The organism is Herbaspirillum sp. SJZ099 (assembly GCF_007828355.1).
Lineage (GTDB): Bacteria > Pseudomonadota > Gammaproteobacteria > Burkholderiales > Burkholderiaceae_D > Herbaspirillum.
In genome coordinates this window covers 164374-183855 of the sequence record NZ_VIUO01000001.1, presented here as the reverse complement: position 1 = coordinate 183855, position 19482 = coordinate 164374, and the positions used below count along the sequence as shown (strand labels likewise).

General features: G+C 63.1%; 15 protein-coding genes. 7 read left to right on the top strand and 8 right to left on the bottom strand.

Annotated elements, in window-relative coordinates:
• Positions 1 to 145: 145 nt before the first annotated feature.
• The 3 genes from FB597_RS00770 to rsgA are packed head-to-tail and all read left to right on the top strand — an operon-like array spanning position 146 to position 2769.
• Positions 146 to 1423: a M48 family metallopeptidase gene (locus tag FB597_RS00770; RefSeq protein WP_141917147.1), complete on the top strand. Its 1278-nt coding sequence runs from the start codon at positions 146 to 148 to the stop codon at positions 1421 to 1423.
• 57 nt (positions 1424 to 1480) lie between these two features.
• The gene (locus FB597_RS00765) at positions 1481 to 1837 is read left to right on the top strand and encodes a 4a-hydroxytetrahydrobiopterin dehydratase (protein WP_141917148.1); all 357 of its coding nucleotides are present in this window, start codon (positions 1481 to 1483) and stop codon (positions 1835 to 1837) included.
• Positions 1837 to 2769 (top strand): ribosome small subunit-dependent GTPase A, encoded by a 933-nt coding sequence (rsgA, locus tag FB597_RS00760; RefSeq protein ID WP_141917149.1) that lies wholly within the window; start codon positions 1837 to 1839, stop codon positions 2767 to 2769. The genes FB597_RS00765 and rsgA overlap by 1 nt, the downstream gene beginning before the upstream one ends.
• A gap of 68 nt (positions 2770 to 2837) precedes the next feature.
• On the opposite strand, the gene FB597_RS00755 is transcribed toward rsgA, so the two are convergent.
• A complete protein-coding gene (locus FB597_RS00755) occupies positions 2838 to 4979 on the bottom strand; it encodes a TonB-dependent siderophore receptor (protein ID WP_141917151.1) in 2142 nt (713 codons plus the stop codon).
• 35 nt (positions 4980 to 5014) lie between these two features.
• The gene (locus FB597_RS20070) at positions 5015 to 5182 is read right to left on the bottom strand and encodes a hypothetical protein (RefSeq protein WP_186442717.1); all 168 of its coding nucleotides are present in this window, start codon (positions 5180 to 5182) and stop codon (positions 5015 to 5017) included.
• 215 nt (positions 5183 to 5397) lie between these two features.
• On the opposite strand from FB597_RS20070, the gene argF reads away from it, so the two are divergent.
• From argF to FB597_RS00740, 3 genes are read left to right on the top strand one after another with little or no spacing between them, the layout of a single operon-like run.
• The gene (argF, locus tag FB597_RS00750; RefSeq protein ID WP_141917153.1) at positions 5398 to 6312 is read left to right on the top strand and encodes an ornithine carbamoyltransferase; all 915 of its coding nucleotides are present in this window, start codon (positions 5398 to 5400) and stop codon (positions 6310 to 6312) included.
• 52 nt (positions 6313 to 6364) lie between these two features.
• Complete coding sequence (gene argG, locus FB597_RS00745; RefSeq protein ID WP_141917155.1) at positions 6365 to 7699, top strand: argininosuccinate synthase; 1335 nt, start codon at positions 6365 to 6367, stop codon at positions 7697 to 7699.
• A gap of 34 nt (positions 7700 to 7733) precedes the next feature.
• Entirely contained in the window at positions 7734 to 8048 is a 315-nt protein-coding gene (locus tag FB597_RS00740) for a pyrimidine/purine nucleoside phosphorylase (protein ID WP_141917156.1), read from the top strand.
• A 631-nt stretch (positions 8049 to 8679) separates the two neighbouring features.
• Here FB597_RS00740 and murB read toward each other — a convergent pair.
• Positions 8680 to 9705, bottom strand: coding sequence for a UDP-N-acetylmuramate dehydrogenase (murB, locus tag FB597_RS00735; RefSeq protein WP_144767624.1), 1026 nt, complete (start codon positions 9703 to 9705; stop codon positions 8680 to 8682).
• A gap of 131 nt (positions 9706 to 9836) precedes the next feature.
• Here murB and FB597_RS00730 point away from each other — a divergent pair, with 131 nt between their 5' ends.
• Complete coding sequence (locus tag FB597_RS00730) at positions 9837 to 10322, top strand: YajQ family cyclic di-GMP-binding protein (RefSeq protein ID WP_141917158.1); 486 nt, start codon at positions 9837 to 9839, stop codon at positions 10320 to 10322.
• A 91-nt stretch (positions 10323 to 10413) separates the two neighbouring features.
• On the opposite strand, the gene FB597_RS00725 is transcribed toward FB597_RS00730, so the two are convergent.
• The 5 genes from FB597_RS00725 to FB597_RS00705 form a co-directional block, all read right to left on the bottom strand.
• On the bottom strand, positions 10414 to 10896 hold the full coding sequence (locus FB597_RS00725) for a VOC family protein (protein ID WP_141917159.1): 483 nt from the start codon (positions 10894 to 10896) through the stop codon (positions 10414 to 10416).
• A 185-nt stretch (positions 10897 to 11081) separates the two neighbouring features.
• Positions 11082 to 12152 (bottom strand): 3-deoxy-7-phosphoheptulonate synthase AroG, encoded by a 1071-nt coding sequence (aroG, locus tag FB597_RS00720; protein ID WP_141917160.1) that lies wholly within the window; start codon positions 12150 to 12152, stop codon positions 11082 to 11084.
• A 562-nt stretch (positions 12153 to 12714) separates the two neighbouring features.
• Positions 12715 to 14175, bottom strand: coding sequence for a metalloprotease TldD (tldD, locus tag FB597_RS00715; protein WP_141917161.1), 1461 nt, complete (start codon positions 14173 to 14175; stop codon positions 12715 to 12717).
• A 77-nt stretch (positions 14176 to 14252) separates the two neighbouring features.
• Positions 14253 to 15059 (bottom strand): carbon-nitrogen hydrolase family protein, encoded by an 807-nt coding sequence (locus tag FB597_RS00710; RefSeq protein ID WP_141917163.1) that lies wholly within the window; start codon positions 15057 to 15059, stop codon positions 14253 to 14255.
• A gap of 111 nt (positions 15060 to 15170) precedes the next feature.
• Positions 15171 to 19442, bottom strand: a complete 4272-nt coding sequence (locus FB597_RS00705) for a YhdP family protein (RefSeq protein WP_144767622.1) — start codon at positions 19440 to 19442, stop codon at positions 15171 to 15173.
• Between the last annotated feature and the right edge of the window lie 40 nt (positions 19443 to 19482).

Here is a 19482-nt window from a genome sequence, read left to right as displayed (position 1 = left end):
ATCGATGCAGTGGGAAAACGCCCATCTGCAGGTTTATTCGTTCGCTTGCTGTATGGATTGATCGTCCTGCTGTACAGCGCTGTCGCCCAGAAACTCTCAGGACAGGCCGGACATTGAACCTCCGCCATTTTCGCACAGGGAAAGCATGTCTTCACTCACGTTCTCGGTTTTGTTCGTCGCATTCCTGGCCGCCAGCCTGGCCGTTCGCTTCTGGCTGGCCGCGCGCCATGTCCGCCATGTACTGGCGCATCGCGCCGCGGTGCCGGCCGAATTCGCCGAGAAAATCCCGTTGGCCGCGCACCAGAAGGCGGCCGACTATACCGTGGCGCGCACCAGGTTCGGCCTGGTGACGCTGGCGGTCAACGCCGCGGTGCTGGTCGTCTTCACGCTGCTGGGCGGGCTGCAATGGCTGTCCGGTACCATCCTGGGCTGGACCGGCGGCCCCGGCATGTGGTACCAGATCGGCCTGGTGGCGGCCTTCGGCATCATCTCCGGCGCGGTCGACCTGCCCTTCGATTACTACCGCCAGTTCCGCCTGGAAGCCCGTTTCGGCTTCAACAAGATGACGCCCGGCCTGTTCTTCAGCGACCTGGTCAAGCAATCGCTGGTCGGCGCGGCCATCGGCCTGCCGCTGCTGTGGGTGGTGCTCACGCTGATGGAAAAGGCCGGCGCGCTGTGGTGGCTCTACACCTGGATCGTGCTGTGCGCGTTCCAGCTGCTGATGCTGGTGATCTACCCCAGCTTCATCGCCCCGCTGTTCAACAAGTTCACCGCGCTGGAAGACGATAACCTGCGCCGCCGCATCGAGGGCCTGATGCAACGCGTCGGCTTCGCTTCCAAGGGCCTGTTCGTGATGGACGGCTCCAAGCGCAGCGCGCACGGCAACGCCTATTTCTCCGGCTTCGGCGCGAGCAAGCGCATCGTCTTCTTCGACACCCTGCTGGCGCGCCTGGCGCCGCAGGAGATCGAGGCGGTGCTGGCGCACGAACTGGGCCATTTCAAGCTCAAGCACATCGTCAAGCGCGTGAGCGTGATGTTCGCCATCTCGCTGGGCTTTTTGGCGCTGCTGGGCTACCTCAAGGGCCAGGTGTGGTTCTACACCGGCCTGGGCGTGAACCCGTTGCTGTTCGGCAGCAACGATGCGATGGCGCTGATCCTGTTCATGCTGGTGCTGCCGATCTTCACCTTCCTGCTGTCGCCGCTGTCGTCGCTGACCTCGCGCAAGCATGAGTTCGAGGCCGATGCCTTCGCCGCCCAGCACACCAATGCGCAAGACCTGGTGTCGGCGCTGGTCAAGCTGTACGAAGACAATGCCTCGACGCTCACGCCCGATCCGCTGCACTCGGCCTTCTACGACTCGCACCCGCCGGCCTCTCTGCGCATTGGCCGCCTGAACCTGGCGCAAGGCGCCGCGGGCCACTAGCCACTAATCAACATGTTCCGGCTGCGCCTCGGCGCAAGCGGAACCGAGGAGAATTTCATGAGCATTACCGCCAACGAACTCGCAGCCCGCCGCTGCGCCCACCAGACCGACGCCCTGGACGCAGCCGCCATCCAGGCCCACCTGGCCGCCTTGCCCGGCTGGCAGGTCGACGGCGGCAAGCTGGCGCGCAGCTTCGACTTCAAGGACTATTACCAGACCCTGGCCTTCGTCAACGCCATCGCCTGGGTGATCCATGCCGAAGACCACCATCCCGAGCTGGCGGTCAGCTACAACCGCTGCGGCGTGAAGTTCGATACGCACAGCGTCAACAACGGCAAAGGCGGCCTGTCGATCAACGACTTCATCTGCGCCGCCAAGGTGGATGCCGTGTTCGCCCAGCGCGCCGCCTCCTGATGGCATCGAAGAAACCGCACGCCGCACCGCGCCAGGCAGCCGGCGCCTTGGAAGCCGGCCTGGTGATTGCCGCCCACGGGCGGCATTATCTTGTCCAGGCCGGCGAGCAGAAATTGCAATGCGTCACGCGCGGCAAGAAAAGAGATGTGGCCGTCGGCGACCGCATCCGCTTCGCCCGCACCTCGTCCAACCAGGGCGTGGTGGAATCCATCGACGAGCGCAAGACGCTGCTGTACCGCTCCGACCAGTACAAGTCCAAGCTGTTGGCCGCCAACGTCACGCAATTGTTCATCGTGGTGGCGACCGAACCCAGCTTCTCGGACGACCTGGTATCGCGCTCGCTGGTGGCGGCCGAATCGGCCGGCGTAGCCGCCCACCTGATCCTGAACAAGACCGACATCGCCGAAGCGCTGCCGAAGACGCGCGAACGGCTGCAGGTCTACTCCCGCCTCGGCTATCCGGTGCACGAAGTCTCGGCCACGGCGCAACCGGAGCAGACCCGCGCCGCCTTCATGCCGCTGCTGCAAAACCAGAGCACCATCCTGATCGGCCAGTCCGGCATGGGCAAGTCCTCGCTGATCAACCTGATCATTCCCGACGCCGACATCGCGGTGCGCGAAATCTCGGCGGCATTGGATACCGGCAAGCACACCACCACCTTCACGCGGCTGTACCAGATGGGGGAAGAGACCAGCATCATCGATTCGCCCGGTTTCCAGGAATTCGGCCTGTACCAGTTGAGCGAAGGCATGCTGGAACGCGCCTTTCGCGACTTCACGCCGTACCTGGGCAAGTGCCGCTTCTACAACTGCCACCACCTCAACGAACCCGGCTGCGCGGTGCTGGAGGCGGTGCAGTCCGGCGCGATCTCGGGCATGCGGCATCAGTTGTATGCGCAGCTGGTGCATGAATCGTCGCAGACCTTGTACTGAGTTCTGCCCGCCAGGAAAAACGGCCGCCTTGCATGTGCAGGCGGCCGTTTCTGTTGGCACCGTCCGGCTCAGAATTTGTAGGCTGCACTCAGCAGGACACTGCGCGGCGCGCCGGGCATGATCTGCGTCACCGCGGTGGAACTGGCGTAGTACTGGCGATTGGTCAGGTTGGTGACGGCGAGCGTCAGTTCAAGCTTGGGCAGGCGATAGCCCACCTTGCCATCCCAGCGCGTGTAGGCGGGCAGGTCGAGCCGGTTGGCCACGTCGGCGTAACGGGAGCCTTCGTAGACCAGCCCGGCCTCGCCAAAGAAGCCCAATGCCGGCGCATAGCTGACGAACAGGCTGCCGTTGGCGCCGGAGATGCCGGTCGAGCGCTTGCCCTGGAGATCCGGCGTGGCGCAGCGGTTGCAACGGGGCGCATCGACGATGCGGGAGCGCTGAACCGCAAAACCGCTGCGGATGAACCAGCTCGGCGCCACCTGGCCGTCTACCGACAATTCAATGCCGCGATTGCGTTCCAGGCCGCTGGTGACGAACAGGTTCGGGTTGCTGGAAATCAGGGTGCGGCGGTTATACAGATCCAGCTGGAATACCGACAAGGTGGTGCTGATTTTCTTCTCCAGCCAATCGCTTTTCACGCCGACCTCGAATTGCCGGCTGGACTGCGGCTGCAGCGCATTGTTGGACACCGTGCTTGCGCCGGTGTCCAGGTTGACGGTATCGGCCCCTCCGCTCGGGATAAAGCTTTTGCTGTAGGAGGCATAGAAACTGTGCTCGGCCAGCGGCGACCAGACCAGGCCCATACGCGGGCTCAAGGCGGAAGTCGTGCGTTCGGCCCGGGCTCCCGCGCCCATGCGGCTGGTCGAATCGACCGCGAAGCGATCCCAGCGCACCCCCGCCAGCATCTTCCATTGCGACGAAAGGGTGAGTTGATCCTGCGCATACAGGGCGATGCCGTCGGCGCGATGCAAACTGTTGCTGAACAAGGCCGGTGGCGCCAATGCATCTGGCGCCTTGGAGGGATTCAACAACGACACGCTGCCGGCGGGGGCACGGGAATACAGCGTCGGCTGCCGGCGTTCCACGCTGTATTCGGCGCCGAACAGCATGTCGTGACGCACGGCGCCGGTCATGGCGCGGCCTTCCAGCTCCAGATTATTCTGCCAGTTGCGCTGGTGCATATTCTGCTGCCAGCGCGCGCGCCTCACCATACTATGGTTGGCTCCCTCGAGATTGGTCGCGAAGGTATTGTCGAAGATGCTGTTCAGATGGAGCATGCCCAGCGTGTAGCGCAACTTCCAGTCCTGGTCGATCCGCTGTTCCAGCGTGGAGCGCAGGTACAGCATGCTGTCCTTGATGTAGTCGCGCTCCGGCACGCCATAGGTGGTGGCCCGGCCCGCCGGCGGCAACTGGTAGGGGCTGCCGGCGTTGCGGCGCCAGGCCGGCATGCCGCGATCCGGGGTGCGGTCGAATTCGGAAAACTCCGCCTGCAGCAGCCATGAGGTGCGGCCGTCGTCCCACTTCAGCGAGGGAGCGATGTATTGGCGCGCGCTGTTGACGTCGTCGCGAAAGCTGTTGGCATGCTCGCGGCCGGCATTGATGCGCATGGCCCATTGCTCGCTCAAGACCTTGTTCACATCCGCGGCAAAGCCCAGGCGGCTGTAACTTCCGGCGAATAGCTTGAGGCTGCTCTGGACATCGGCTCCCGGCTGCTTGCTGATGCGGTTGATCACCCCGCCGCCGCTGCCGCGCCCATAGAGGACGGCGGCCGGCCCCTTCAAGATCTCGATGCGCTCGATATTGCCCAGGCTGCGCACGTACTGCGCATCGTCGCGGATGCCGTCGAGGAAGACGTCGCCGGCACTGGAGAAGCCGCGGATCTTGAAGGAATCGAAACGCGTGTCGGAATTATTGGTGACGCCCGGCACCCCCGCCAGCGCCCCGGCCATGGTTTGTGCGCCGTAGGAGGCGGCGTCTTCCATGTTGACGCTGTTGACGGTTTGCGGCACATCCCTGAGATCGGCGGCCGTGCGCGTCGCCGTCGATACCTTGCCCGGACGCGGGTCGTAATGGCTGCGCTCGCCGGAGACTTCGATGTGCGGCAGCTTGTCATCCGCTTCGCCTTCTGCGAAGGCCGGGATGGAAAACAGGGAGGAAAAGGCCAGCGCCATCACGCTGAGGCGATGCTCGGAAATGCATTGGGTAGGCATGGATTGAATGAGGCCCGGACAGGGCCCCTCTCTGATCAAAAAGGAGGGGCAATTCCAGGACCACAAACAACAATAATTCTCATTACCATCAACGCGAGAATGCGAAAGCGCCAACAAATCACAAAACATGGCGCCCGCCCTTCAATAAATGAAAGAAATCCACCGATGTCTTTCTGACGCTTGATCGCTTGATCTTTTGACATGCCGGAACCGGCGCCAGGCGGGCATCAAGCCCCGCGTCGTACAATCCGATCCGCATCCGGCCGGAACACCGATGCCTCGCGGCAGGCACAGCACGGGCTGCGGCCCGGTTTCCTCCCGGCAACCCCGGTCGGGTATCTTTTTGCCCTGAATCCCTTATAATCTAAGCAGTTATAACGATCGGCGGCAGGCGCCACGCTGGCCGCCGTTTTCATTTATGGCAATCAAACACTACCTTCAGTTTTCCGACTTTACGCTTGATGAATACGAATACGTGATCGAACGTTCTCGTGTGATCAAACGTAAGTTCAAGAATTACGAGCCCCACCACACGCTGGCCGACCGCACGCTGGTGATGGTGTTCGAGAAGAACTCGACCCGCACCCGCCTCTCCTTCGAAGCCGGCATGCACCAGATGGGCGGCGCGGCGATCTACCTGAACACGCGCGACAGCCAGCTGGGCCGCGGCGAGCCGGTGGAAGATGCGGCGCAGGTGATGTCGCGCATGTGCGACGTGATCATGATCCGCACCTACGGCCAGGAAATCATCGAACGCTTCGCCGCGCATTCGCGCGTGCCGGTGATCAACGGGCTGACCAATGAGCAGCATCCCTGCCAGGTGCTGGCCGATGTGTTCACCTTCATCGAACACCGCGGCTCCATCTGCGGCAAGATCGTGGCCTGGATCGGCGACGCCAACAACATGCTGTATTCGTGGCTGCAGGCGGCCGAGGTGTTCGGCTTCCATGTCAACGTCTCCACCCCCAAGGGCTACGACATCGACCCGGCGCAAGTCACGCCCGGCAACAAGAACTACACCTTCTTCGCCGACCCGGCCGACGCCTGCCAGGACGCCGACCTGGTCACCACCGACGTGTGGACCAGCATGGGTTACGAAGATGAGAACGCTGCGCGCCTGAAGGCCTTCGACGGCTGGATCGTCGACGGCCCCAAGATGGCGCGCGCCAGGAAGGACGCCCTCTTCATGCACTGCCTGCCGGCGCACCGCGGCGAGGAAGTCGCCGCCGAGGTGATCGACGGCCCGCAGTCGGTGGTCTGGGACGAGGCGGAAAACCGCCTGCACGTCCAGAAGGCCCTGCTCGAATACCTGGTACACGGCAAGTTCGACTGAGCCGCCCGCACCAGCAACAAGTCATATCAACACACTCGCAACAGCCAAGATCATGTCCAACATCCTGCAATCCGTTCCGGTCAAACAAAAAGTCGGCATCGCCTTTTCCGGCGGCCTCGACACCAGCGCCGCGCTGACCTGGATGCGCCAGAAAGGCGCCATCCCCTACGCCTACACCGCCAACCTGGGCCAACCGGACGAGCCGGACTACGACGCCATCCCCAAGAAGGCGATGCAATACGGCGCCGAACTGGCGCGCCTGATCGACTGCCGCGAACAGCTGGCCAACGAAGGCATCGCCGCGCTGCAAAGCGGCGCCTTCCACATCTCCACCGCCGGCGTGACCTACTTCAACACCACCCCGCTGGGCCGCGCCGTGACCGGCACCATGCTGGTGGCCGCGATGCGCGAAGACAAGGTCGACATCTGGGGCGACGGCAGCACCTTCAAGGGCAACGACATCGAGCGCTTCTACCGCTACGGCCTGCTGGTGAACCCCAACCTGAAGATCTACAAGCCGTGGCTGGACAATACCTTCATCGATGAACTGGGCGGTCGCAAGGAAATGTCCGAGTTCATGATCAAGTCCGGTTTCGACTACAAGATGTCGGTGGAAAAAGCCTACTCGACCGACTCCAACATGCTGGGCGCGACCCACGAGGCCAAGGACCTGGAGTTCCTGAACAGCGGCATCAAGATCGTGCAACCGATCATGGGCGTGGCGTTCTGGCGCGATGACGTCGAGGTCAAGGCCGAAACCGTCACCGTGCGCTTCGAGGAAGGCCGCCCGGTGGCCCTGAACGGCAAGACCTTCGCCAACATGACCGAGCTGATCCTGGAAGCCAACCGCATCGGCGGCCGCCACGGCCTGGGCATGAGCGACCAGATCGAAAACCGCATCATCGAAGCCAAGAGCCGCGGCATCTACGAAGCCCCGGGCCTGGCGCTGCTGTTCATCGCCTACGAGCGCCTGATCACCGGCATCCACAACGAAGACACCATCGAGCAATACCGCGACAACGGCCGCAAGCTGGGCCGCCTGCTGTACCAGGGCCGCTGGTTCGACTCGCAGGCAATCATGCTGCGCGAAACCGCGCAACGCTGGGTGGCGCGCGCCATCACCGGCGAAGTGACCATTGAACTGCGCCGCGGCAACGACTACTCGATCCTCAACACCGAGTCGCCCAACCTGACCTACCAGCCGGAACGCCTGACCATGGAAAAGGGCGAAGGCGCCTTCACCCCGGCCGACCGCATCGGCCAGCTGACCATGCGCAACCTGGACATCACCGACACCCGCCAGAAGCTGGCGATCTACCAAAGCACCGGCCTGCTGGACAGCAGCACCGCCGTTTCGCTGCCGCTGCTGGACAAGGATTCGAAGTAATCGCCTGCAACCGAGATATCTGAAAGAATTTCTGATGAGCACCCAATTCGACAACGTCACCGTCCTGAAAAAGGGCAATGTCTACTTTGACGGCAAGTGCGTCTCGCACACCGTGCTGTTCGCCGACGGCACCAGGAAGACCCTGGGCGTGATCCTGCCCGCGTCGCTCAATTTCGGCACCGCTTCGCCGGAAATCATGGAAATCATCAGCGGCAGCTGCCGTGTGCGCCTCAAGGGCGAAGAAACGTGGAATACCTACGGCGCCGGCACCCAGTTCAGCGTACCGGGCAATTCGTCCTTCGACATCGAAGTCACGGAAACCGTGGATTACGTCTGCCATTACGGCTGATCCGCCGGCAGTTGCAGCGCATGTAAAAAGCGCCAGTCGATGACAAATGCCGTTCAGTTAAGCACTGAACGGCATTTTCATTTGTGGAGTTGTGTTTGTGGAGTCCAGACTCCGTTCGCCCTGAGTAGCTGCGCAGCAGCGTATCGAAGGGCAGGCAAGGCCGCTGACGCTGGCGCGCTGGCTTCGATACGACCCTGACGGGTCTACTCAGCCCGAACGGATTCTGTGGTGAGTGCTTCAGAATTAGCCTTAGCGGAACGGCATTTGTGTTTGTGCACTCCAGACCCCGTTCGCCCTGAGTAGCTGCGCAGCAGCGTATCGAAGGGCAGGCACGGCCGCTGACGCTGGCGCGCTGGTTTCAATACGGCCCTGGCGGGCCTACTCAGCCCGAACGGACTCGGTGATGAGTGGTTCTGCATTAGCCTTGACTGAACAGCATTTGTGCTTGTTGAGCCCCGCTCCCGTTCGCCCTGAGTAGCTGCGCAGCAGCGTATCGAAGGGCAGGCAAGGCCTGCTGACGCTGGCGCGCTGGCTTCGATACGGCCCTGGCGGGCCTACTCAGCCCGAACGGACTCCGGTGTTGAATAGCTCAGCATTAGCCTTGACTGAACGGCATTCCAGATCTGCCCGCTCAGATGAAAACCGGCTCCAGCTCCAGCGCCACCCCGAACCTTGCCTGCACGTCGGCCTGGATCGCCCGCGCCAGCGCCGCCACCTCGGCCCCGCTGGCGCCGCCCCGGTTGACCAGCACCAGCGCCTGCTTCTCGTACACACCGGCCGCGCCCAGCGACTTGCCCTTCCAGCCGCACTGGTCGATCAGCCAGCCGGCGGCCAGCTTGTAGCTGCCGTCGTCCTGGCGATAGCTGACCAGGCCGGCATGCTGCTTCACCAGGGCCTCGCGCTGCTGCGCGCTGACGATGGGGTTCTTGAAGAAACTGCCGGCATTGCCGATCCGTGCCGGGTCGGGCAGCTTGCGCGTGCGGATGGCGATGACGGCATCGGCGATGTCGCGCGCGCCGGGTTCAGAAATCTGCTTGTCGGCCAGCGCCTGCGCGACATCGGCGTAGCTGGCGTTGGCCTGCCATTTCCTGGGCAAGGCAAAGGTGACGTCCAGCACCACGGCGCTGTCGCGCAGTTCATGCTTGAACACGCTGTCGCGATAGCCGAAGCGGCAGGCCGGGCGGTCCAGCACCGTCACTTCGCCGGTGGAGAAATCGAAGGCGCTCAGCGCATGGAAACGATCCTTGACCTCCACGCCGTAGGCGCCGATGTTCTGGATCGGCGCGGCGCCCACGCTGCCGGGAATCAACGACAGGTTCTCCAGCCCGCCCAAGCCCTGGGCCAGCGTCCATTGCACGAAGCCATGCCAGTTCTCGCCGGCGGCGGCGCGCACATAGGTGAATTCGCTGTCCTGGCCGACCACGGCGATGCCGCGGCCGCACATGTGCAGCACCAGGCCTGGAAAGTCGCGCGTCAGCAGCAGGTTGCTGCCGCCGCCCAGCACCAGGCGCGGCAAGGCGGACAATTCGGCGTTTGCGCGCACCGCGCGCAAGGTATCGACGGCATCGACCGCCAGGTAGGCCTGCGCGCGGGCGTCGATGCCGAAGGTATTGAGTGCGCGCAGGGAAAAATCGCGCTGTATGGGGATCGGGAACATAAGGGCTGGATTATAGCCGCTGCCGGAGAACGTCTGTCGGCGCACATGCCATAGCCCTGCTGCCGCCAGTCCGTTAAAATCTCGTTGGTAACGCCGGAACCCTCCGGCCGCAAGAATAAAAGGATACTGCCATGCCCTCATTTGATACCGTTTGCGAAGCCAACCTGGTCGAAGTCAAGAATGCCGTCGAGCAGGCCAACAAGGAAATCTCTACCCGTTTCGACTTCAAGGGCACCGACGCCCGCGTCGAGCAAAAGGAACGCGAACTGACCGCCTTCGCCGACTCGGAATTCCAGCTCGGCCAGGTGCGCGACGTGCTGACCAACAAGATGACCAAGCGCAACGTCGATGTGCGTTTCCTCGACGAAGGCAAGATCGAGAAGATCGGCGGCGACAAGGTCAAGCAGGTGATCAAGGTCAAGAACGGCATCGAAAGCGACGATGCCAAGAAGATCGTGCGCGTCATCAAGGACAGCAAGATGAAGGTGCAGGCCAGCATCCAGGGCGATGCCGTGCGCATCGCCGGGGCCAAGCGCGACGACCTGCAGGCCGCCATGGCGCTGCTGCGCAAGGAAGTGAAGGATATCCCGCTGGAATTCAACAACTTCCGCGACTAAGCGGCGGCAATACGATGACGACATAACGACAACGCCGGCATGATGCCGGCGTTGGCGCTTCAGGCCACGCTGTTGCGCTGCGTGGTATCGCTTATTTCCCCGCCGCGGCCATCATGGCGTTGGCGCCCTCGCGTATCTCTTCCGGAGTCAGGTCGCGCACATGCGTGGCCACCGACCATTTATGACCGAAGGGATCGACCAGTTGCCCATAGCGGTCGCCCCAGAACATGTCGGTCAGCGGCAAGGTCACCTGGGCGCCGGCCGCCACGGCCTGGGCGAATACGGCATCCGCGTCTTCCACGTACAGGTGGATGGTGACCGGCGAGCCGCCCAGCGCCTTGGGCCCCAGGCTCTTCCATTCCGGCGCTTCATCGACCAGCATCAGGTAAGAATCGCCGATGCTGATCTGCGCATGCATCAGCCTGCCGTCGGGACCGGGCAAACGCCCCCGGTCCACGGCGCCGAAGGCTTTCTTGTAGAACTCGATGGCGTCTGCGGCGCCGGCACAGACCAGGTGCGGCGTGATGGAATGCATGCCTTCGGGAATCGGTTTGACTTTGGATGAAGTAGACATCTGCAATCTCCTTAAGTATTTTAAGCATCAGCAATGGAACTGCGGATGCCATTCTGCACCGGGACACATGCAAAACAAAGCTCTTCCATCACACTTGCGCCGCACGGCCGCCAGTGATGCGGATAAAAAAACCGCCGTGGCCACAACCTGGCTCACGGCGGCTTGCCATGCAACAACAGCAATGATCAGGCGGCGTCGCGCTCACCCACCAGGCGGCGCTGCTTGACCGAGTCGGCCAGGCCTTGCAGCACTTGCAGGCTTTCTTCCCAGTTGATGCAACCATCGGTGATGGACTGGCCGTAAGTCAGTTCCTTGCCCGGCACCAGATCCTGGCGGCCGGCCACCAGGTGCGACTCCACCATCACGCCGACGATGCGGGTGTCGCCGGCGGCGACCTGGCGGCCGATGTCGGCGCACACCGGGATCTGGTTTTCCGGCTTCTTGGAACTGTTGGCGTGCGAGGCGTCGATCATCAGGCGCGAGGCCAGGCCGCTCTTGGCGATGTCCTGGCATGCGGCTTCCACGCTGGCGGCGTCGTAGTTGGGCGTCTTGCCGCCGCGCAGGATGATGTGGCAATCCTCGTTGCCGGCGGTCGAGACGATGGCCGAGTGGCCGCCCTTGGTGACCGACAGGAAGTGGTGCGGCTGCGAGGCGGCCTTGATCGCGTCCACCGCGATCTTGACGTTGCCGTCGGTGCCGTTCTTGAAGCCGACCGGGCACGACAGGCCCGACGCCAGCTCGCGGTGCACTTGCGACTCGGTAGTGCGGGCGCCGATGGCGCCCCAGCTGATCAGGTCGGCGATGTATTGCGGGCTGATCACGTCGAGGAATTCGGTGCCGGCCGGCAGGCCCAGCTCGTTGATGTTGAGCAGCAGTTCGCGTGCGGTGCGCAGGCCGTCGTTGATGCGGAAGCTGTTGTCCATGTACGGATCGTTGATCAGGCCCTTCCAGCCGACGGTGGTGCGCGGCTTTTCGAAGTAGACGCGCATCACGATTTCCAGCTCGTTCTTGTGGCGCTCGCGCTCGACCACCAGGCGGCGCGCGTATTCCATCGCGGCCTTGGTGTCGTGGATGGAGCACGGGCCGATGACCACCATCAGGCGGTCGTCCTGGCCGTGCAGGATGCGGTGCAATGCGGTACGCGCTTCGGCCGTGGTGCTCTCGACCTTTTCGGTGCAGGCAAACTCGCGGATCAAATGCGAAGGAGGAAGCAGTTCTTTCATTTCTCGGATGCGAAGATCGTCAGTGCGCGGCATTTTTTCTCCTGAGTTGCTTTAGCTTGGTTAGCTGGAAATCGACTAAAAAAAAACCGCCATCACTGGCGGTTTTTTAGGAAATTCGGTTTTGTCTTTTTACGAACGCTTACCGCTTTTCACCGCCGTGGGGCTGGAATAGCTAAAGTAAAAATAAAAGTAAGCGCGGAAGAAAGACATCGTCGGCTGCATGGATAAATCGAAACAGGCACCCATAGTGCTACAAATCCCGGGCTTTGGCAAGCGAAGCCACCAAAATGGCTTTCCCATGATTATTTACACAAAACATCCAAAAATAATGACTTAAATGAAAATTTAAACTCAAAATATGTGCAAAGACGGCTACAAATACAATAAATAACCAAGGCCGATGCACGGAATCTGGCCCCTATCCGATCATCCCGGGTGTGGCGGACATGCAAAAAAACATTGAAATCGCCTGCCCATTTCACCTTTTTACTGCTTCGGCGCCGCAGGCTCACCCCGCTCCGCAGCCAATCGGCTTCCTAAAAAAATAAAAGCCGCCGGGAACGCCGGCGGCTTTTGTGAGGCATGCGAAAAACGCTCAGGCGGTGCCGCCCACCGTCACGCCATCCAGGCGCAAGGTCGGCTGGCCTACGCCCACCGGCACGCTCTGGCCCTCCTTGCCGCACACGCCCACGCCCGAATCCAGGCTCATGTCGTTGCCGATCAGCGAGACGCGGTTGAGTACATCCGGGCCGTTGCCGATCAAGGTGGCGCCCTTGACCGGATAGGTCACCTTGCCGTTCTCGATCATGTAGGCCTCGCTGGCCGAGAACACGAACTTGCCGTTGGTGATGTCGACCTGGCCGCCGCCGAAGTTGACCGCATACAGGCCGTTCTTGACCGAGGCCAGGATCTCGGCCGGGTCCTTGTCGCCGGCCAGCATGTAGGTGTTGGTCATGCGCGGCATCGGCAGGTGCGCGAACGATTCGCGGCGGGCGTTGCCGGTCACCGGCATCTTCATCAGGCGCGCGTTCATGGTGTCCTGGATATAGCCCTTCAGGATGCCGTCTTCGATCAGCGTGGTGCACTGGGTCGGATTGCCTTCGTCGTCGATGTTGAGCGAACCGCGGCGGTCGGCCAGGGTGCCGTCGTCGACCACGGTCACGCCGCGGGCGGCGACGCGTTCGCCGATGCGGCCGGAGAAGGCGCTCGATCCCTTGCGGTTGAAATCGCCTTCCAGGCCGTGGCCGATCGCCTCATGCAGCAGCACGCCGGGCCAGCCGGGCCCGAGCACGACCGTCATCGGGCCGGCCGGGGCCGGGCGCGATTCCAGGTTGACCAGTGCGGTGGCGACCGCTTCGGAAGCGTACTTCTCCAGCAGCGCGTCGGTGAAATAGGCATAGCTGTAGCGGCCGCCGCCGCCGCTGCTGCCCATCTCGCGGCGCCCGTTCTGCTCGGCGATGACTGTCACCGACACCCGCACCAGCGGGCGGATATCCGCCGCCAGCACGCCGTCGGCGCGCGCCACCAGCACCACGTCGTATTCGCCCGACAGGCTGGCCATGACCTGCACCACGCGCGGATCCTTGGCGCGCGCGATGCGCTCGACGCGCTCCAGCAACTGCACCTTGGCGGTGGCGTCCAGCGAGACCAGCGGATCGTGCGGCAGGTACAGCGCACGGCCGCCGCCGGGAGTCATGTTGCCGGCGACCTTGATCTTGCCCGCGCCCTGGCGCGCGATGGTGCGCGTGGCAGCCGCGGCATCCAGCAGGGCGCGCTCGGAAATCTCGTCGGAATAGGAAAACGCGGTCTTGTCGCCGGACACGGCGCGCACGCCGACGCCCTGGTCGATGGAAAAGCTGCCGGTCTTGACGATGCCCTCTTCCAGGCTCCAGCCCTCGCTCTTGGTGAACTGGAAATACAGGTCGGCGTAATCCACTTTATGGGTGAACATGCTGCCCAGCGCTTTCAACAGCTTGGACTCGTCCAGGCCGAAAGGGGTCAGGAGCACGTCGCGCGCCACTTGCAGGGCGCCCATATTCGGTTCAAATAATTTCATAGGATCTTCTGGAAGGCTTAATACAGTGCAGCGACAGCGACATCGGCAACAACATCGGCGACGACATCAGCAACGTTTCAAAACTTGCGGTGGCGCAATGCCGGCAGGCTTTCTCTGACATATTGTAGACGATGGGGGTCGATATCGCCGATCACAAGGCCTTCGCCTTCGGGCAATACGGAAATGATTTCCCCCCAGGGGTCGACCAGCATGCTGTGGCCCCATGTGCGGCGCCCATTGACGTGCTTGCCGCCCTGGGCCGAAGCCAGCAGGTAGCACTGGTTCTCGATGGCGCGGGCGCGCAGCAGGGTTTCCCAATGGGCATTGCCGGTGGTGTAGGTGAAGGCGGCCGGCATCACGATCAATGCGCACTCGCCCATGGCCCGGTACAGTTCCGGGAAACGCAGATCGTAGCAAACCGACAAGCCCACCCGGCCGAACGGCGCCTCGAACGTCTTGACCTCGGTGCCGTATTCGATGGTGCGCGCCTCGTCGTAGTTTTCTTCGCCGCGGGAAAAGCTGAAGAGGTGGATCTTGTCGTAGCGCGCCACGCGCCGTCCCTGCGGATCGTAGACCAGCGACGTATTGAGCACCTTGCCGTCGGTGGCCGCGGCCATCGGCAGCGTGCCGCCGATCAGCCAGATGCCGTGCCTGCGCGCCAGGTCGGCCATGAACTCCTGGATGCGGCCGGCCTGGTCGGTCTCGGCATGGCCGAGCTTGTCGCGCTCGTGCATGCCCATGATGGGCCAATATTCCGGCAGCAACACCAATCCCGCGCCCTGCTCCGCCGCCTGGCCGACCAGGCGCGCGGCGCTCTCGAAGTTCTGTCCTACCTCGGGCGTCGACACCATCTGTATCGCCGCCACCCTGAATGCTTGCGTCATGTTGTCATGCCTCATCGGAAATGCCTGCATTGCTTCAAGTACATTACCTCAAGTATCGCGCAGAACCGCCTGCCGCGCCGGCAACGTCAAGCTCCCGGCGCATCGACGGAATCAGTGGCCCACGTTGATCGGCGGGCCGATATTCTGTGCCCGGCGGCGCGCAGTCCCGGCAGCTTCGGCCGGCGTCGACGGCATGCCCGTCGCCGGCTTGCCGTTATCCGGTACGCGCTCGGGTTCGACCTGCGACACCTGCCCCTGCTTGACCACGATAGGATCGCTCCACGGGCCGGTGACCTTGTACTCGAAAGTGAGTGACTTCATCACCGGATTGCGCAGGAACAGCTGGGCCAGCAAGGTGCCTACGCCGACCACCGGATTGACCGCCATCGCCACCACCGAAGCAGTGCCGAGGTTAATTTCGGGAATCACCACGACATGCAGGTCCTGCGTTTCCCTGGCGATGTCGGCCGAACCGTTCATCAGCACCGAGGCGGTGACGCCGGTCATTTTCAGGTTGTCGGTGGTTGCAATGCCGCGGTTGACCGAAGCGGTGCCGACCACGTTGTCGAACGCAAAGCCTTCGGAAAACACATCGCGGAAATCCAGCGTCAGGCGGCGCGGCAGCGCCTGCAGGTTCAGCACGCCCAGTAGCTTGCCCGCCCCCGGGTCGACCTTGAGGAATTGCCCTGAATGCACATCCATGTGCAGCTGCCCGCCCAGGCTGGCCATGTCCATGGCATAGGGCAGGCCCTTCCAGCTCAGGTCGCCGTCCAGCTTGCCGTGGCCGCCCCTGATCGTGCCCGGATAACCGAAGCGCTCCAGCAACTTGCCGGCGTCGTTGATATCCAGCGCGTAGGTGATGTTGGTGGTATTGCTGGCGCCGAAAGACATCCAGTTGCCGGCGGCGCGGAACTGCGCATCCTCATTGGCCAGCACCAGGCGGTTGATGCGCCATTCACGGCCCACCGCAGTCATCATATTGTTGGCGTCGAGCTCCAGGCGGCCAAGCTTCTTGCCTGCCAGTTCGAACTGCTCCGCGCGGATATCCAGCGCGGGCATTTGCTCCGAACCGCCGGCGCCTGATGCATTGGCATTGGCGGCGTCGGCCGCGCCATTCCCCTTGGGCAGAACCAGCGAAGACAGGCGCGCCGTGACCTTGCCCGACCCGCGGCTGCCGCCGGGCTCGTCCCAGGTAATGTCGCCGGAAACCTGCTGCGACTCCAGCTTCATTTTCCAGGCGTTCTTCTGGTGTGTGGCGTCCAGCACCAGCTTGTTGAGTTTTTTGCCCATCAGCGTGAATTCGCCTACGCGCGCCGAGACCATGTCCGGCTCCACGTATTGGGCCATTTCCGAACTGGTCAGCTTGCTCTGTCCCGCCGCCGATGCCGCATTGCCCTTGCCCGCGATCTCGGCCTTGAAAGCCTGCCAGGCATCCATGTCGACACTGTCGGCGGACAATGCCAGCCTCAAGCCCGACGCCGGCGACGGCAGCGGCTGGTTGTAGGCGATGCCGCCGCTGACCACGCGCCACTCGTCGGAGCGGGCCGCGACCTTCTCGCGCAGATAATGCGATGCGATGTTCGGGCCCAGCGCGACCTTGATCTCCTCGCGTTCGATCAGCGGATCGTTGGAGGCGACGGGCTGCAGCTCGAAGCGCATCGGCAGGCTCTCCTGCGGCGACTTCCTCAGCGGCGCCGGCAACTCCGACCCCAGCCCGGCCAGGCTGGACTCGACGATCACCTCGGGATGATGCTGGCGCACCAGCACCGAAGCGGTATAGCGGGCGCCGCCGGACAGGCGCGCCAGCAGGCGTTGCATCGAAGCTTCGGGATAGAGCTGGCGCAAGGCCTCGATATTGATCGCGCCATCCATGCGAACCTGGCTGCTGCCGTCGCGCTGCGTGCCGCCGGTAATGGCCACGCTGTCCCCCAGGAACTGGCCGCGAATGCCGTTGAGGCTGAAGCCGCGCTCGTTGAACTCGACCTTGCCGACGGTGCGATACATCATGGGCAACGTAGGCAACAGGTCGACATCGTTGTTGGCGAAACTGAACACGCCTTGCGCCTTGGTATCGATGGCATGGTTCAGCGGCATCTGGAATTTCAGGTCCAGCCGCGCATCGCCGGTGGCGCTGGCCTGGGCCATGACCTCGCCGGTCCAATGCGCCACCGGGCTTTGCCTGACATATTGCAGGAAGGTCGACATCGGGCCGTTGGCCGCGCCATCGATCTCCAGCACGGCCTCATGCGAGGCCAGGTCGGCAATGCGCGCCGTGACCCGGCTCAGGTTCGCGCCCAGGGTCCTGGCGCTGTCGGCCTTCACTTCCAGCTGCGTGCTGTCGATGCTGAATCTGCCGCTCCCGTCTTCCAGCAAGGGCCATTCCGGTTCCTTGCCATCCTGGTTCACATGGCCGGGCGTGTAGTTGATCTTGAGCCCGTCGAAGTCGCCGCTGACCAGGAACCGGCCCTTGGGCTTGTCGCCCGGCTTTGCCGCATGAAAAGGGAAGTCGGCCAGTGCGCCCTTGAGCGTCAGCTGCACATCGCGCATGGTGCCGTCCATCAGCCCTTCGGTGAGCCAGCGCCGCAGCGGCTCGCTGATATGCGCCGGCAGGTAGCGCCGCAGCGTCTTGAGGTCGAACGCGCTCAGTTCGCCGGTGATGTCCACGCTGCCCAGCGACTGGCCCTGCAACGGCAGCAAATGCGTGCCGCGCAGGCGGCCGGCCACGCCCGGCTGGGTAAATTGCATGTCGTCCAGCGCAAACAGCAGGGTCTGGTCCTTCTGGTATTGCCAGTGCGCCTTGAGTTCGAGACTGTCGAAAGGCATGCTTGGCTCGGCAAACATTTGCTCCGGCAATTGCAGGGCCATCTTCTTCGAAGACAGGCGCACCGTGCCGCCTTTCTCGGTCGCATCGATTTCCCCGGCCAGGTTCTCCACGCCCGGAAGACCTGCCCACTGCGCCGGCACCGCCTGCTGCAGCGCGGTCTTGCGCACCTCGACATGGCGCGCCTGGGCCTTCAGGCCAAGACCGGTAAAACCGCCCCGGATGCGGTAGGAAGTCAATTCCGGATAAGTCCCCTGCCACTGCACGGTGAAATCGTGAAGCTCGCCGCGCGGAGCCAGGTCATCCAGCAGCTTGCGCTGCGACAGCGTCAAGGGCAGGCGCGCCGCCAGTTGCGACAGAGCCTCCAGGTTCAGGTGGGTGGCCTTGACGCTGGTCTGTTCGGCTTTGAGCAGGGTGGCCGGCTCATAGCTTTCGGATATCGATGTGGGCGGCAGGCTGAAACCATCCGGCATCTCGATGGAGAAATCCGAGAGCGCCACCTTGTGGCCGTTGGCGCCGAAGGTAGGCACGCCGTCCTCGGGCGTGCCGCCCAGGCTCTCGCTGGCCGAAATGCGACCATTGACGCGCTTGAGGTTCAGCGGCTCCAGCTTCTTCGACAGGCGCGCGGTGAAATCGGACAAGGCCAGGTCGGCGGTGAAATTGGCCACCTTGGCGCGATCCAGCGCCAGCCAGGCGCGCACCGAACCGCGCCCCTGGGCAATGTCGAGCGGATAGTCGAACCAGGCGCGCCAGACCGAAAGATCGGTCTGGCGCAGGTCGGCATAGAGGGTGCCGGTCCAGTGCGAAACGTCGGAAATGCGGCTGGCAAAGGCCGGATGGCTGAAATCTGCGCGCACATCCAGCGGCGCCGCATACGCGGCCGGTGGCGTGGCGCGCAGGGCCATGCGGTGGCGCAACCAATGGTTGTGCAATACCAGGTCGACATCTTCCAGCGCCAGTTCGGGCGCGCCGCGCATTTCATCGCTCCAGCGCAGCTTGCTGCCGCGGATGACAATCTCGCGCTGCGACAGCAACCAGTCCAGCGAACTGCCGTCGCCGCCGGTCGGCACCGGAATGCCGGCCACGAACAGCTTGCCGGAGGGATCGCGCCGGATGGCCAGGTCGGCTTGTTCGATGACCAGGCTCTCCAGGCGCAGGCCGGCCACCAGCACGCTGGTCCACGACAGGGTGGCGGACACGTGCGGCAAGGTCAGCGCAGGCTGGCCGGCCTCGTCGTGTACGGTGATGTTGTTCAGCGAGAGTTGCGGCCGCAAGCCGCTCCAGGAGGCGTCGATGGCATCGATGGACACCGCGCGGCCGATGGCCTTGGAAGCCACGCCCTCGATCTGCGGCTTGTAGTGGCCGATTTCGGGCAGCACGACATAGCGCAGCACCAGGAACAACGCGCAGAAAATGAAATAAGCCGCCAGCAGCAGCTTGAAGGTGAAGCCGAGGACGCGATAGCTGGCCCGGTTCAGGTGAAAACAGGTGCCCCGCACGATTCGCCAGCATAGCGCCCAATGGGCAGGCTTCGATGTGGCGTTATGTTGTTCTTCGGACATCAGGCTAAGGCAACTCGATATGAAATAATTCGCGCGAATG

Bases quoted from the DNA above. Each gene is read 5' to 3' on its own strand.
- aroG (WP_141917160.1), bottom strand. From the start codon at position 12,152: ATGCCGCGCACTGACGATCTTCGCATCCGAGAAATGAAAGAACTGCTT.
- FB597_RS00725 (WP_141917159.1), bottom strand. From the start codon at position 10,896: ATGTCTACTTCATCCAAAGTCAAACCGATTCCCGAAGGCATGCATTCC.
- FB597_RS00755 (WP_141917151.1), bottom strand. From the start codon at position 4,979: ATGCCTACCCAATGCATTTCCGAGCATCGCCTCAGCGTGATGGCGCTG.
- FB597_RS20070 (WP_186442717.1), bottom strand. From the start codon at position 5,182: ATGTCAAAAGATCAAGCGATCAAGCGTCAGAAAGACATCGGTGGATTT.
- argF (WP_141917153.1), top strand. From the start codon at position 5,398: ATGGCAATCAAACACTACCTTCAGTTTTCCGACTTTACGCTTGATGAA.
- FB597_RS00770 (WP_141917147.1), top strand. From the start codon at position 146: ATGTCTTCACTCACGTTCTCGGTTTTGTTCGTCGCATTCCTGGCCGCC.
- FB597_RS00740 (WP_141917156.1), top strand. From the start codon at position 7,734: ATGAGCACCCAATTCGACAACGTCACCGTCCTGAAAAAGGGCAATGTC.
- murB (WP_144767624.1), bottom strand. From the start codon at position 9,705: ATGTTCCCGATCCCCATACAGCGCGATTTTTCCCTGCGCGCACTCAAT.
- FB597_RS00710 (WP_141917163.1), bottom strand. From the start codon at position 15,059: ATGACGCAAGCATTCAGGGTGGCGGCGATACAGATGGTGTCGACGCCC.
- FB597_RS00730 (WP_141917158.1), top strand. From the start codon at position 9,837: ATGCCCTCATTTGATACCGTTTGCGAAGCCAACCTGGTCGAAGTCAAG.
- tldD (WP_141917161.1), bottom strand. From the start codon at position 14,175: ATGAAATTATTTGAACCGAATATGGGCGCCCTGCAAGTGGCGCGCGAC.
- FB597_RS00705 (WP_144767622.1), bottom strand. From the start codon at position 19,442: ATGTCCGAAGAACAACATAACGCCACATCGAAGCCTGCCCATTGGGCG.
- argG (WP_141917155.1), top strand. From the start codon at position 6,365: ATGTCCAACATCCTGCAATCCGTTCCGGTCAAACAAAAAGTCGGCATC.
- rsgA (WP_141917149.1), top strand. From the start codon at position 1,837: ATGGCATCGAAGAAACCGCACGCCGCACCGCGCCAGGCAGCCGGCGCC.
- FB597_RS00765 (WP_141917148.1), top strand. From the start codon at position 1,481: ATGAGCATTACCGCCAACGAACTCGCAGCCCGCCGCTGCGCCCACCAG.